The sequence below is a fragment of the Psychrobacter sp. 1Y4 genome (assembly GCF_051847555.1).
Genome location: NZ_JBPYDE010000001.1, coordinates 144622 through 158059, shown reverse-complemented (window position 1 = coordinate 158059; position 13438 = coordinate 144622). Strand labels below are relative to the sequence as shown.

The window sequence follows — 13438 nt, the reverse complement described above, 5'->3', positions numbered from 1 at the left end:
CTGTCAACTATATCCTATTCACAGCTCAATAACTTATATACAACAACAAATAATTTATTGATTGACCTAACTGACTCAATATTGTCAACTTGGTAAAAAAACTTAAATATTGGCAATCATTATGCAATAACGTTCTATAAATAAACAATGATGTGTTGTAATTTTTACTTACAATTTCACTTTTATTTAGCAAAAAATTGACGTTTATGTGATACAGAAAAATTAATACTTATTACAATAATACTTAGACAACTGAGTAGTCATCTATAGGGGTAAATCACTGCTGCGTTCTCGTAGGTTATACAATTGATGTTATACTAAAGCTATTAATTTGATTTTAACAATACTATGTAGATTTTTCGGACAATATTCTGTGCAAATGTCAATATCGCCGATCGTATGCAGGCGATTATTAGTATTGATTGATACTGTTTACCTAAAAATATTAGCATACAGTCTAATAATTAAAACGTGATGCCTGAGCAGGCTATAACTGCTAGCACCGTTCTATAGATACTTTTATTTTGGGTTCACAATAGCCCACCAATTTTCGTTGATATACTTATAGGAATAACAACAATGTCAAAAGACACTGATAACTCTAATCTTACGGCAGACAACTCTGCTAATACAACGAGTTCACCTTCAAACGATAGGTCTGCAAACAATGTAGCGCCAAATGAGGTTACCTTCGCTTTAGCCCAATCACATTTTTTGGTAGGGGATATCTCTGCCAATGCTAACAAAATGCGTCAACTTGCCATCCAAGCGCGCGATCAGGGCGCTGATGTCATTGTCTTCCCAGAATTGGCTTTGCTAGGCTACCCACCGCAGGATTTACTGCTTCGTCCAAGCTTATCTGGACGCATCAAAAGCGCATTATCGGCTCTAAGTGATATTCAAGATATTGTGATGATCGTCGGCTATCCACATGTTGACCATCATGGCACCTTTAACTCAGCCGCTATCTTGCATAATGGCCATCAAAAAGGTTTTTATCATAAACAGTTTTTGCCCAATTATGGGGTATTTGATGAACGCCGTTACTTTGATAAAGGCCGTAATCAAGTGTTATTTGATTATAAAGGCATCACCATCGGACTACTTATCTGCGAAGATTTATGGGAAAAAACACCCATTGCAGATCTCAAACAGCAAGGCGTCGACATCATTGTCAGTCTTAATGCTTCTCCGTTTGAGACGGGTAAGCAAGATATGCGTAAGACCATGCTGACTCAGCGTAGCCGTGAACACAAAGTACCCATTGTCTATGTGAATGCAGTAGGTGGTCAAGACGACTTAGTATTTGACGGTGGTTCTATTGTCGCGCAAGCCGATGGCTCTATCGCTCATGAAGCTCCACGCTTTTTAGATCAATTAATGCTAGCGACTTTAAATGTTGATAGCAATGCATTCAACACTCAAGAAAAAGCGCCACTAACGCTGAGCCGTGAGTCAGAGATGTACCAAGCGTTAGTCGTTGGGCTACGTGATTATGTCAATCATTCAGGATTTGGTGGCGTACTGGTTGGTTTATCAGGTGGTATCGATTCGGCCTTGACCTTGTGTATCGCTGTAGATGCTTTGGGTGCAGATAAAGTCTATGCTGTCATGATGCCTTATGAGTTCACTTCAAAGATAAGCTTAGAAGATGCTCAAGCACAAGCGCGTCGTCTAAATGTCTCTTATACTGTCTGCCCTATCTTTGATGCCGTCGAAGGTATTCGCCATACGTTAGCGCCATTATTCAACAAGTCACCTGCTGACACCACTGAAGAAAATATCCAAGCACGTGCGCGCGGTGTTATCTTGATGGCATTGTCTAATAAATTTGGACATTTGGTCATTACGACTGGCAACAAGTCTGAGCTAGCAGTCGGCTACTCTACTTTATATGGTGATATGGCTGGTGGCTTCGATGTGCTAAAAGACGTTTATAAATCACAGGTTTATAACTTGGCAAGCTATCGTAATCGCTTAGAGGATACGCCTGTGATTCCTGAGCGGGTCATTACTCGCCCGCCATCAGCTGAGCTACGTCCTGATCAAAAAGATCAAGACAGCCTACCTGATTATGAGGTATTAGATGGTATTTTAACCTTGTATATCGATGAAGATATGGGTTATCAAGCGATTGTCGATAAAGGTTTTGATGCCGATATGGTGGCCAAAACCATCAAAATGGTGGACAATAGCGAATATAAACGTCGTCAGTCACCGATTGGTACGAAGATTAGTCAAAGAGCCTTTGGGCGTGAACGTCGCTATCCGTTAGTCAACAAATGGTCGATTAATAGCTAAAAGTTTATTGGTTTTACTGTTTGGTTTTGATCATACCTTTATATTATTATGTTTATTATTAGCTGGGCACTTCTTGTCCAGCTTTTTTTATTAGCAGTACCTTAATTCCTTAGTATGATAGTTTTAGCATGGTTATTAAATATTTTATACAAGTACAAATACGTATTCGGTAACTATTCTATCAATGTATAAATCATAGTTATCATAACTTGCGGTGCTGCCTTTTTATTTACTTTCAAACCTTTCTATTCTTCTACCTTTCTTTGAGTACTTCATGAGTTTGCTAACCGCTAGTATCTGCCTTCTTTTGTTGCTTGCCCTAAGCGCTTTTGTTTCTGCTGCCGAGATTGCCATTGCCGCTGGTCGCAAAATTAAACTACAAATTATGGCAAAAGAAGGAGAAGTCCGAGCACTTGATGTCCTACATATGCAGGACAATCCTGGTAGCTTTATCACAGTAGTACAAGTGGTTTTAAACGCTGTCGCTATTTCAGCTGGTGCAGTGGGCGAATCAGCTATCAGTCCTTATCTACATCTTTTATTTAACAATGAAGCTATAGCATCGATTGTCTCTTTTGTCTTGATTACAAGCTTGTTCTCTTTGCTGGCTGACCTGATGCCCAGACGTTTGGCAATGTCTAGTACTGAGATTATAGCCGTGCGACTCGTACGGCCAATGATGCTTTTAATTTTTGTGTTCAAACCCATCATCTGGGTATTTGATGGTGCGGCAAATGTTATTTTTGAGGTGTTGGGTATATCAACAGCACGTCAAGATGATATGACGCCAGAAGATATTTATGCCGTTATGGATGCTGGGGCCGAAGCTGGGGTGTTAAAAAAGCAAGAACATCATTTGATAGAAAATATCTTTGAGATGCAAGAGCGGACAGTCACCTCAGTGATGAATCCCCGCGAACATATTGTTTACTTTGATACCAAAACAAGTACCGACAAAGTGGTCGAGACCATGATCGAGCAACCCCATAATAAGTTTTTGGTGTGCAATGATGATGACTTAGAGCATATCGTTGGTTATGTAGAGTCTCGTAGCTTTTTAGCGTTAGTCCTTAATCAGCAAAAGGTTAGTTTAACCGATAAAGCGCTATTAAAGCCGGCCCTATTCGTGCCTGACACCTTGTCTTTGTTTGAAGTGCTAGAGATGTTCAAATCCACTGGTGCGGACTTTGCCGTCATCGTCAATGAGTATGCAATGGTCGTGGGTGTCATAACGCTTAAAGACGTGATGAGCATTGTCATGGGTGAGCTTGTTACATTAGAAGATCAGCCTATTGTCCAGCGTACTGATAACTCTTGGCTGATCGACGGTATGACGCCTATCGAAGATGTGGTTCGTGCTTTAGATATCGTAAACTTACCGCGCAATCAAAACTATGAAACCATCAGTGGTTTTATGATGTATATGCTGCGAAAAATACCCAAAAAAACGGATACCATCGAATATGCCAACTATCGGTTTGAAATACTAGATACTGAGAAATTAAAAATCAATCAGATGCTAGTGACCAAACTTGAAGAAACTGCCTAGACATTCTGCAAAAACAGCTCTTTCTTGGAGAGGTCTGTCGATGATCTCAAAGACAAATAGTGAGAACAGTAAGTAACCTAATCAATCTCGTGCACCAAATATCGCTGTGCCAACCCTTACCATCGTAGAGCCGTTAGCAATAGCGGCTGCCATATCATTACTCATACCCATACTAAGCGTATCCCAAGCTTCTAAATCCGGATGTTCTTGCTTTATCTTTTCAAATAACATCTTGGTGCGTTTAAACGCATCTGTATTAGACTTAGCAGGAATAATCATTAAACCGCGTAATTGTAGGCGCTCATAGCCTTTGATAGCTGCTAGTAGGTCGGATAAATCTTCAGGGCGACAACCTGACTTACTCTCCTCATCATCTATATTAAGCTGTATAAGCACATTCAGTGGCGGCATATCTGTTGGACGCTGATCGTTCAGACGTTTTGCAATGATGTCACGCTCAAGCGTTTGTACCCAATCAAAGTTTTCGGCAATGTCACGAGTCTTGTTACGCTGAACATGCCCAATATAATGCCATACGATAGAGGCAGCTTCAGGCTGACCTTGTAGTGTCTTGATTTTTTCAATGGCTTCTTGCAGATAGTTCTCACCAAAATCCCGTTGTCCTTGCCGAGCCAATATAGCGATCATATCAGCAGGTTTGGTTTTCGAAACTGCAAGCAATATGACGTCTGACGCTGATCTAGTAGCTCTTTCCTGCTCCGTTATTAAATCATTAGCCTGCAAACAGGCTTGAGTTACTTGTTCGTTAACCTGTTGCCAGTTGGCGATTAAACGATGCTCATTCATATTGTATCCTTCTTATTATCTTTTCTGTCATCCAAAACTTGGTTTATAAAACCTTGAACATATAATGCTTGGCAAAAATTTTCTAAGAAAATTATACCGTTAATCGTCATTATTTACATTTAATCTGTTTCTTTTATGATAGAAATTGACTATTATTGTTATTAATTTGTTACTTTAGCTCACTTGCACTACTAAAGTAGGTATGAGCTGTAAATAAAGTAAAGCTAGTGTTATTAGTCTCCTAATAGCTCTATCAAACTTTAAAGTAATTTCAACACAGAAACTCTTTATTGCTCATTTTTACTGTACTGCTAGATAGGAACGCTCGACCATGGCTGAAAAAAGCAACTTAAGCATTGAAGATCTGCTGCGATTTACTGTTAAACATAAAGCATCAGACTTGCATCTATCAGCTGGCATGCCCGCCGTTATTCGAGCAGATGGCGAAATTACGCGTATTAATATGCCGGTTATGAGTCATCAAACTGTGCATCAGCTGATTTATGACATCATGAATGATAAACAGCGTGCCGACTTTGAGGAGTTTTTTGAGACTGACTTCTCGTTTGAGATTCCAAACCTAGCGCGCTTTCGGGTAAATGCTTTTAATCAAAACCGCGGTGCTGGTGCTGTCTTTCGTACCATCCCTTCAGAAGTTCTTACTTTAGAGGACTTAGGAATGGGTGATGTATTTAAACAAGTTTCGAACTTTAAACGTGGTGTAGTACTGGTAACAGGGCCGACTGGTTCTGGTAAATCTACTACCTTAGCGGCAATGATCGACTATATCAATGATACACGTAAAGAGCATATTTTGACTATCGAAGACCCTATCGAATTCGTTCATGCATCCAAAAAGAGCCTTATCAACCAGCGTGAGGTCCACCGTGATACGTTAGGTTTTGAGCCTGCATTACGCTCCGCACTGCGGGAAGATCCAGACGTTATTTTGGTCGGTGAGCTACGTGACCTTGAAACGATTCGTTTGGCTTTGACCGCTGCTGAAACTGGTCACTTGGTGTTTGGCACTTTGCATACCAGCTCTGCCGCGAAGACAATTGACCGTGTGATCGATGTTTTTCCGGCTGCTGAAAAAGATATGATTCGTGCAATGTTATCTGAATCGCTGCAAGCCGTTATTTCACAGACGCTACTACCAAAGCAAACAGGTGGACGTGTAGCTGCTCACGAAATCATGCTCGGTACACCTGCCATTCGCAATCTCATACGCGAAAACAAGATTGCCCAGATGTATTCTGCTATTCAGACTGGTGCTGGTGACGGCATGATTACGCTCGACCAAACTCTCAAAAACTTAGTCAGCAAAGGCACTATTAGCAAAGACGTCGCTCGTCCTTATGCAAAACAGCCTGAAGCATTTATATAACACTGATTTGACCCTCTTATTCTTACATTATATTTAGTACCTTTAACTTATTTTTTAATAACTCACTTTTAATTTGGATATGATATGGACTTCGATAAACTACTGCAACTCATGGTTAAGAAGAACGGCTCTGACTTGTTTATTACAGCTGGCGTTGCGCCTTCTATGAAAATAAACGGTACTATTTGTCCTGTAGGACAAGCGCCATTAACGGGTGAGCAAACTTTGCTTTTGGTCAAAAGTCTTATGACCTACAATCAGCAAAAAGAGTTTGAAGACACCAATGAATGTCAGTTTGCCATCTCAGATAAATCGCAGCTGGCACGCTTTCGGGTCAGTGCTTTTATGCAGCGTGATATGGCAGGCATGGTTTTACGAAAAATCGAAAACAAAATTCCAACGGTTGAAGAGCTGCGCCTGCCTCCTTCGCTAAAAGAGTTGGCGATGAAAAAGCGTGGTATCATCTTATTAGTCGGTGCTACAGGGACAGGCAAATCAACCACGCTTGCTTCTATGATCGGTCATCGTAACCAAAACTCTCATGGTCATATTATTACTATCGAAGATCCCATTGAGTTTGTACATCAGCACAAAGGCTGTATCGTCACGCAGCGTGAAGTTGGTGTCGATACTTTATCATTTGAAGCTGGGCTAAAAAACACCTTGCGCCAAGCGCCTGATGTTATCCTTATTGGTGAAATTCGTAACCGTGAAGTGATGGACTATGCGATCCAATATGCTGAAACAGGACATTTGGTTTTTGCAACATTGCACGCAAATAATGCCAACCAAGCGATCGATCGTATTATCCATTTCTTTGAAGCTGATCGTCACAATCAGTTGTTCATGGATCTCTCGCTCAACTTACAAGCTATTGTTGCGCAGCAGCTTATCCAAACGCCAGATGGCAAAGGCTACCGTGCAGCAATTGAGGTGTTGCTTAACTCACAGCTGATTAGTGACTATATCCGTAAGGGTGAACTACACGAAATCAAAGAAGTAATGACGCGCTCACGTGATAGTGGCATGCAAACCTTTGATCAAGCATTGTTCGACTTATACGAAAATGGTGACATTACTTACCAAGATGCGATTAAACATGCGGACTCTCCAAATGACTTGCGCTTAAAAATCAAACTAAACAGTAAAAATGGCAGTAAAGACATTGAAGAAAATGCCAGCAGCTTGTCTTTAAATATTGGCTAATTGCAATTTATTGAAATCAAGAAAACCAAGCATGCAAATAAAAAACCGCTTTCAAATTGAAGGCGGTTTTTTGTTTTAGTTAAGTCTATTGATTATTTTGCACTGTCTTTACATTCTTGATTGTTACAAATACCATATAACACCAGTGAGTGCCCAGACAGTTTAAAGCCATGCTCCGCTGCTACTTTTAACTGCTCTTCTTCAATGACCTCGTTATGAAACTCAATAATCTTGCCACAAACATCACAAACCAGATGATCATGATGCTCTTCTTGAGTGATTTCGAACACTGACAAATTGTTTTCAAAGTTATGACGTTCAACAATACCTGCTTGCTCGAACTGCGTCAATACTCGGTAAACTGTCGCCAATCCTACATCTTCGCCTTGCTCAATAAGCGCCTTGTATACCTCTTCTGCACTCATATGATGCAGCTCTGCTCTCTCAAGTAGCTCTAAAATTTTAATACGCGGTAAAGTTACTTTTAATCCTGCTTTACGTAAGTCCTGATTGGTAAAAGAAGCCATAATATCCCTTCTGACTGTTAAAGTCTTAACAAATAAAAATTGAAGAATAGTTATAGTGAATTAGTAGCTAGGCTATGCCCTCACTTTAAAAATGATGATAAAAATAAAATATATTGTAGTTATAAGCTTATGAATTGACACTATAAATTACTGAGTATATCAGGTAGCATTTGGTAAATAATGTCGTAAGTGGTAGGCAATTGCAAGTAAATGACGTATCATTTGTTCAAGATTGCCGGCAAGACTTGCCCAATATGCATTTAGCCGCGCCTAACCCATTTTTATGAGCCATCTTACCATGATAAAGCTATTAAATCGTTCTCCCCTTGGCCGTCAGTCATCTCATTACTCAGCCAATCTGCGCAAAATTATGATTACTGCAACCCTTGGCATTACTGTTGCCTTATCTGGTTGCTCATTATTTAACGTTTATAGAATTGATTTACCACAAGGTACACCAATTACTCAAACTCAAGCTCAAAAACTACAAGTAGGCATGAATCAAAACCAAGTATTGTACATACTAGGGAGCCCTGCTATCAAAGACACATTAGCACCCAATCGTTGGGATTATATCTACGACTACCAGGCAGGCACAGAAGGTGAGCGCAAAGGTATCACAGATGTCAAAAATGCCAGCCAGCATTTGATTGTCTATTTTGATGCCAATGGTATTGTCACTCGTATCGAAGGTATAGAAACCCTACCTCAGTCTTAACCATTTATATTTGCTTTTTTTTATCACGATTTTTGCGCTGAGACATGGGATCAGCGCTTAAGCTACGGTATACCTCGATGCGATCTAGAGGTTGTAATATGTAGCTTATAGGCTGTTTTTGTGCATAAATTCCTACATGCCAGCGCTTGGCAGTAGGCGTTATCATACTTGCTACTTGTTCGCACCATACGGCCAAGTTAGGAAACTGAATTAACCATCCAGCTTGTTCTAGTGCTTCATATAGAGTCGTACCTTCAACGACTTGTAATGTCAGATAATGTTGGCGCTTTACATCTTCAGCATAGGCCAGTTGCACTGTCATCATGGCTGGCTTATGAGAGCGTTTAGACGTATTCTCTATCAACTCAGCCATAGCAGTATCCAACCTACTAATGCTAAAATCAGTGCTAACGGTACAATGAGACGAATGGCCACGCGCCATAGGTTGTACGATGCTTCACTGCCAAAGTTTAAAGACTTACGCAAGTGACTGATTTTCATATGCCAGCCGGCAAATATAGACAGCACTAGCACTGCAATACTACTCACTATAACCAATAGACCCACTAGCCAAGCTGTCGGTACTATTGTGACTAGTAACAAACCTACAATCAATGTTATAACCAAGCCGACCACTAGGCCAAATTTATGCGCTAGCTGCTGGGCGCTATAATATAACAAATAGCTTGCTACAAATAATACGCCTGCATGGTATAGCAGTTGCCCAATGGGCGGTAGTGCTAAGCCACTACTGAATAATGCAATGATACCAATGACTAGCTGCAGTATCCAGATGGGTAGCACCAGTTTGGCAGCACGATAGGTATGAGGAGCCTTAGTCGAATGTGACTTGGTTACATTGAGACCATCTGGCTCTACTGCAGTTACTATCTGCTTCGTCACTAGATGCTGACCAAACCAGTATAGTCCAGTACCTGCTCCTACACTGACCAACGCAAGTGCAACCGCTCGTGCCCATTCGGTTAAGTTAATGTTCGTCATGGCGAATTCAACTTGCGGGAGGCCATTGGTCAGGCCCATCACTAAGCCTACAACCATCAGACCTAGACCTATAGGCAGAGGCGCGACCCCAAGCAAGCTTAACAATACTGCAATCACCATTAAACCACCAGCAACCGCAAAAACTGGCAAGCTAGGAGCGCTATTCAGCTCTGTCAGCGCAGATAAAAGACCGCTACTTGCTCCAGATATTATAAGTGCAGCAATCGCAATCGCTACTATCGCTGTCAACCAACCAAAACTACGCCATAACGGACTAGCATCAGCTTCGCGGGTTAGTTTTTGCATGCCTGCTAAGGGTGCTTCAATACTACGATAAGCCAAAGCAATCTCTGCATAAATCACTGGCAATGAAACCAATACCATCGCAAATAGCCACAACAACCAAAAGTCTATTTCACCAATTGAAGTAGGTGCAAACCAGCGAAAAAGCAGTAGTGGCAACAGTGCTGCCATAAAATAAGAAGCATAGCGGACCATCATAATCTCAATCCAAACGATCTAAAGTGAATAACAATAGGCAATTATACAGACCCATTAAGTATACAGACCCATTAAGGAAGCTGTATTTCTTTATACAATATAGGGACAGGCACCTATAAAAAAACCCCGAAAACGGGGTTTAATAATCAAATAGGCATCAATTAATGAATAGCACTTACATAATCCGACAAGATACGAATATCACGATCTGACAGTCTCGCTGCTACCGTCTGCATCATACCCATCTCGCCTTCTTTGGCTGCATCGTTGACACGTTTTTGATCGTCGCTTGCGATATCGTCCACGCGGCCCGCTGCACGGAACAGTTTTAACTGAGTAGCGATATATTCTGCGTGCTGACCACCTAGTTTAGGAAATGCGGCCCAATCATTACCAGCTGCATCTGGACCATGACAGCCTGCACAACCAATCACACCGCGTGACTTATCGCCACCTAAATAAAGCTTGGTTGCTTCTTGATTGGTTGCAGGATTACCAAAGCCCACGCCCCAAGGTGACTGCTCAGCATAGTATCCTGATACGTTAGCCATATCTTGCTGCGACAAATTAGCAACCTGCGACTGCATAATGCCGTTTTTGCGGTATCCAGATTTAAAATTGACCAATTGCTTATATAAGTACTTTACATTTTGACCGCCAAGATTTGGCTGAGCTGGCACGACACTCACTCCATCAACACCATGACAAGCGGCACAGACCGTTTCTGCAATTTGTTTACCTGCATTAGCGTCATATTCAGGAACAATAATAGCAGCTTGTACGCTGAAACTTGCAACACATAAGCTGGCGGCAGCGATTAACTTTTTCATTGATACAGATCCTACTAACTCGCCGTAAGTATTATCTCGATTGATTGTATTAACAGAGCACTCACCAAATCACACAAGCACGTCTATAGCTTGACTAAATTAATCATGAAATTTGCGGTGTTCATAACAAGCAGCCCGAAAGCACTTACTAACATCAGGGTTTATTTGCAATTATTATAGCAAGACTTTAAAGAATTTGCCTACTTAATCATAGTAACTAACGTTTTTTTATCTAAAACTAAGCATACAACATATTTTGTAAATCATCTGCCTGTTTTATAAAATCTTATAGGTATCATTAGGATACTCAAAGGTCTATAAAGTAGAATTGACAGCTAAGTTTCTCGCTACTTACTCATATATTCAATCAATTTGCGATAATCATCATCACTACAGCTATCACATAATCCGCCCGCTGGCATTTGAATCATGCCACCCTTTACAGAATCAATCAGTGCAGGCATACCTTTTCGTTCTATAAGGCGTTGCCACTGAGCGCTATCACCTTTCTTGATGGCATTTAATGCCCCACTGTCATGGCAAGCCGCGCATGAGTCATTGTAGATTTTGGAGATATCAGTTGCTGCATGACTACTCGTCATAGCAATGCTGATGACAAGTGCCACCATACTACTACTCAAGGCTTGGCCTATTTTAATGCTACTAATATTTAATAAACGCATATGATATCCTCTTTAACAGAATAATCATGTCTACAATTATTCGATACATAAACTTGTTAACTGATAATATCTTATATTGTAACGATATATGTCGAGTCAAAGTAGTATTATCTCGTTTAATGTTAGTAACGCTTAAGCGTTGTATGATAATTTTGCTAAGCTGCTATTCACTTTAGTGTTATGCTGTCATATATAGAACGGCAGAGATAAGCAATATACCAAATAGATCATCGTAACACTCATCCTTTATCTGGCTGCTTATTGGTATTAAAAGTCATTCTAAGTTTTATATTATCGATGTGACAGCTAGCCGCTTATCTTTTTTTGACTTGTTCTGTGATGTTATTTCAAACTTCGTTTTAATTTTTTGATTGTTAATGAGTCATTTATGAGTACCCCGTTTAAAGATGTTGCCGCTGAACATGCGGTGTTTAATACCAAAGCCCGCCAGCGTATCCAGCAAACTGAATTTATGACGTCGGCGCCTACTTTTCGTCTTTGTCCGCCAGATATCGGACTAGAAGTCGCTTTTGCAGGACGCTCAAATGCGGGTAAGTCCTCGGCTATCAATGCGTTAACCAACCAGCGTCAGCTTGCCCGCTCGTCTAAAACGCCGGGACGTACACAAATGATAAACTTTTTCAGCATTGGTGATACCAACAGACGCTTGGTTGACTTACCAGGCTATGGTTATGCAGCTGTCCCGCTTGAGATGAAAAAAGAATGGCAGGTAGAGTTAGAAGAGTATCTGGTATCACGCTCAAGTCTTGCAGGTTTAGTGCTGATGACAGATATTCGCCATCCTCTTAAGTTCTTTGATGAGCAGATGCTACATTGGGCTAAAGATGGCGAGTTGCCTGTCCATATCTTATTGACTAAGGCGGACAAACTCAAATATGGGGCATCAAAAAATGCCTTACTTAATACTCGTCAAGCCCTAAAAAAACTGGGGTTAAACTGTACTATTCAGCTGTTTTCTGCATTAAGAAAAGAAGGCCTTGATGAGCTGGCAGGCGTGATGGGCAAATGGTACGATTACAAACTTGATGATGACAAGCTGGTTGAGTCAAATCTTCAGTCGCTTCCTGCTACTCAGCTAGACGCTGAACCACAAGATGTTAAATCACAAGATAGTCAGTAAGATGCTGAATAACCATCATCTGCATAAATTAAAAAAGGGTTTATCATAATTAGTGATAAACCCTTTTTCTGTTCATTACGTCTCTTATTTTAACCACATAGTAGCTCTGTTAAAGCTTGGGGTGTATCAACTTGATAAGTCGGCTGCTGAGCGGCGAGCTCTTTATTGGTTGCCGTACCATAATCTACAGCAATACTGGTCATACCAAGCTTGTTCGCCATTTGAATATCATAAATACTATCACCGATAAATACAGCTTTAGATATACTGTGCTGCGTATGCTCTAAGATATCTGTCAGCATCTGCGGGTTGGGCTTGGAGCCTGACTCATCAGCACAACGAGTTATCTCAAAGTAGTGCTGGCTAGCAGATGCGGTAAGCACCCTATCAAGACCTCGTCTTTTCTTACCCGTCGCTACAGCCAATTTGCGGCCTTGCTGCTGCAACGTTTGTAACATGCCTTCTATAGGAGTAAAAAACGGTGTACGGTGACTGTTAGGAATGTAGTAGTCAGCATAACTTTGTTGAATAGCAAGCTTTTGTGACTCATTCGCTTGCGGATATAAAATCTCAATACCATTCATTAAACTCAATCCGATAATATCTTTGACTGCTTGATTAGTGGTGCAAAAACCATGCGCCTCTCCAGCAACATGCATGGACTCAACGATTAAACCGATCGAATCCATCAAAGTACCATCCCAATCAAAGATAACCAACGTCTTATCTGCTAAGCGATGATTAGACTGTTTACTCATAAATTTACCTTAGCGCACGGCAATAAAC

The 13438-nt window shown here is 40.8% G+C and carries 13 protein-coding genes; 6 read left to right on the top strand and 7 right to left on the bottom strand.

From position 1 onward, the window contains the following. Positions 1-579: 579 nt before the first annotated feature. Together ACS8FC_RS00695 and paeA are read left to right on the top strand one after the other, a co-directional pair. Entirely contained in the window at positions 580-2301 is a 1722-nt protein-coding gene (locus ACS8FC_RS00695; RefSeq protein WP_439295565.1) for an NAD+ synthase, read from the top strand. A gap of 274 nt (positions 2302-2575) precedes the next feature. Next, positions 2576-3850: a polyamine export protein PaeA gene (paeA, locus tag ACS8FC_RS00690; protein ID WP_439262863.1), complete on the top strand. Its 1275-nt coding sequence runs from the start codon at positions 2576-2578 to the stop codon at positions 3848-3850. Positions 3851-3931: 81 nt separating this feature from the next. Here the strand turns inward: paeA and ACS8FC_RS00685 are convergent, their stop codons facing one another. Further along, entirely contained in the window at positions 3932-4657 is a 726-nt protein-coding gene (locus ACS8FC_RS00685; protein ID WP_439262865.1) for a YggS family pyridoxal phosphate-dependent enzyme, read from the bottom strand. 331 nt (positions 4658-4988) lie between these two features. Here ACS8FC_RS00685 and ACS8FC_RS00680 point away from each other — a divergent pair, with 331 nt between their 5' ends. Both ACS8FC_RS00680 and ACS8FC_RS00675 read left to right on the top strand, forming a co-directional pair. Continuing rightward, on the top strand, positions 4989-6044 hold the full coding sequence (locus tag ACS8FC_RS00680) for a type IV pilus twitching motility protein PilT (protein WP_299218267.1): 1056 nt from the start codon (positions 4989-4991) through the stop codon (positions 6042-6044). 84 nt (positions 6045-6128) lie between these two features. Further along, positions 6129-7250 (top strand): PilT/PilU family type 4a pilus ATPase, encoded by a 1122-nt coding sequence (locus tag ACS8FC_RS00675; RefSeq protein WP_299218269.1) that lies wholly within the window; start codon positions 6129-6131, stop codon positions 7248-7250. Positions 7251-7342: 92 nt separating this feature from the next. Here the strand turns inward: ACS8FC_RS00675 and fur are convergent, their stop codons facing one another. Beyond that, on the bottom strand, positions 7343-7777 hold the full coding sequence (fur, locus tag ACS8FC_RS00670; protein ID WP_068034202.1) for a ferric iron uptake transcriptional regulator: 435 nt from the start codon (positions 7775-7777) through the stop codon (positions 7343-7345). A 283-nt stretch (positions 7778-8060) separates the two neighbouring features. Here fur and ACS8FC_RS00665 point away from each other — a divergent pair, with 283 nt between their 5' ends. Further along, positions 8061-8495 carry an outer membrane protein assembly factor BamE gene (locus ACS8FC_RS00665; RefSeq protein WP_439262867.1) on the top strand — a complete coding sequence of 145 codons (435 nt, stop codon included), beginning with the start codon at positions 8061-8063 and terminating at the stop codon, positions 8493-8495. 4 nt (positions 8496-8499) lie between these two features. Here ACS8FC_RS00665 and ACS8FC_RS00660 read toward each other — a convergent pair whose 3' ends face one another. The 4 genes from ACS8FC_RS00660 to ACS8FC_RS00645 form a co-directional block, all read right to left on the bottom strand. Continuing rightward, the gene (locus ACS8FC_RS00660; protein ID WP_439262869.1) at positions 8500-8868 is read right to left on the bottom strand and encodes an RnfH family protein; all 369 of its coding nucleotides are present in this window, start codon (positions 8866-8868) and stop codon (positions 8500-8502) included. Further along, entirely contained in the window at positions 8856-9998 is a 1143-nt protein-coding gene (locus ACS8FC_RS00655) for a hypothetical protein (protein WP_439262871.1), read from the bottom strand. The genes ACS8FC_RS00660 and ACS8FC_RS00655 overlap by 13 nt, the downstream gene beginning before the upstream one ends. Positions 9999-10159: 161 nt before the next feature. Beyond that, on the bottom strand, positions 10160-10828 hold the full coding sequence (locus ACS8FC_RS00650; RefSeq protein ID WP_439262873.1) for a c-type cytochrome: 669 nt from the start codon (positions 10826-10828) through the stop codon (positions 10160-10162). A gap of 347 nt (positions 10829-11175) precedes the next feature. Beyond that, positions 11176-11511: a c-type cytochrome gene (locus tag ACS8FC_RS00645; protein ID WP_299218281.1), complete on the bottom strand. Its 336-nt coding sequence runs from the start codon at positions 11509-11511 to the stop codon at positions 11176-11178. A gap of 388 nt (positions 11512-11899) precedes the next feature. Between ACS8FC_RS00645 and yihA the strand changes: the two genes are divergently transcribed. After that, the gene (gene yihA, locus ACS8FC_RS00640; protein WP_439262876.1) at positions 11900-12652 is read left to right on the top strand and encodes a ribosome biogenesis GTP-binding protein YihA/YsxC; all 753 of its coding nucleotides are present in this window, start codon (positions 11900-11902) and stop codon (positions 12650-12652) included. 89 nt (positions 12653-12741) lie between these two features. Here the strand turns inward: yihA and ACS8FC_RS00635 are convergent, their stop codons facing one another. Continuing rightward, positions 12742-13410, bottom strand: coding sequence for an HAD family hydrolase (locus ACS8FC_RS00635; protein WP_439262878.1), 669 nt, complete (start codon positions 13408-13410; stop codon positions 12742-12744). Between the last annotated feature and the right edge of the window lie 28 nt (positions 13411-13438).

Excerpts from the sequence above, each read along its gene's own strand:
- paeA (WP_439262863.1), top strand. The coding sequence starts at position 2,576 with ATGAGTTTGCTAACCGCTAGTATCTGCCTTCTTTTGTTGCTTGCCCTA.
- ACS8FC_RS00660 (WP_439262869.1), bottom strand. The coding sequence starts at position 8,868 with ATGGCTGAGTTGATAGAGAATACGTCTAAACGCTCTCATAAGCCAGCC.
- yihA (WP_439262876.1), top strand. The coding sequence starts at position 11,900 with ATGAGTACCCCGTTTAAAGATGTTGCCGCTGAACATGCGGTGTTTAAT.
- ACS8FC_RS00645 (WP_299218281.1), bottom strand. The coding sequence starts at position 11,511 with ATGCGTTTATTAAATATTAGTAGCATTAAAATAGGCCAAGCCTTGAGT.
- ACS8FC_RS00685 (WP_439262865.1), bottom strand. The coding sequence starts at position 4,657 with ATGAATGAGCATCGTTTAATCGCCAACTGGCAACAGGTTAACGAACAA.
- ACS8FC_RS00675 (WP_299218269.1), top strand. The coding sequence starts at position 6,129 with ATGGACTTCGATAAACTACTGCAACTCATGGTTAAGAAGAACGGCTCT.
- ACS8FC_RS00665 (WP_439262867.1), top strand. The coding sequence starts at position 8,061 with ATGAGCCATCTTACCATGATAAAGCTATTAAATCGTTCTCCCCTTGGC.
- fur (WP_068034202.1), bottom strand. The coding sequence starts at position 7,777 with ATGGCTTCTTTTACCAATCAGGACTTACGTAAAGCAGGATTAAAAGTA.
- ACS8FC_RS00695 (WP_439295565.1), top strand. The coding sequence starts at position 580 with ATGTCAAAAGACACTGATAACTCTAATCTTACGGCAGACAACTCTGCT.
- ACS8FC_RS00635 (WP_439262878.1), bottom strand. The coding sequence starts at position 13,410 with ATGAGTAAACAGTCTAATCATCGCTTAGCAGATAAGACGTTGGTTATC.
- ACS8FC_RS00680 (WP_299218267.1), top strand. The coding sequence starts at position 4,989 with ATGGCTGAAAAAAGCAACTTAAGCATTGAAGATCTGCTGCGATTTACT.
- ACS8FC_RS00650 (WP_439262873.1), bottom strand. The coding sequence starts at position 10,828 with ATGAAAAAGTTAATCGCTGCCGCCAGCTTATGTGTTGCAAGTTTCAGC.
- ACS8FC_RS00655 (WP_439262871.1), bottom strand. The coding sequence starts at position 9,998 with ATGATGGTCCGCTATGCTTCTTATTTTATGGCAGCACTGTTGCCACTA.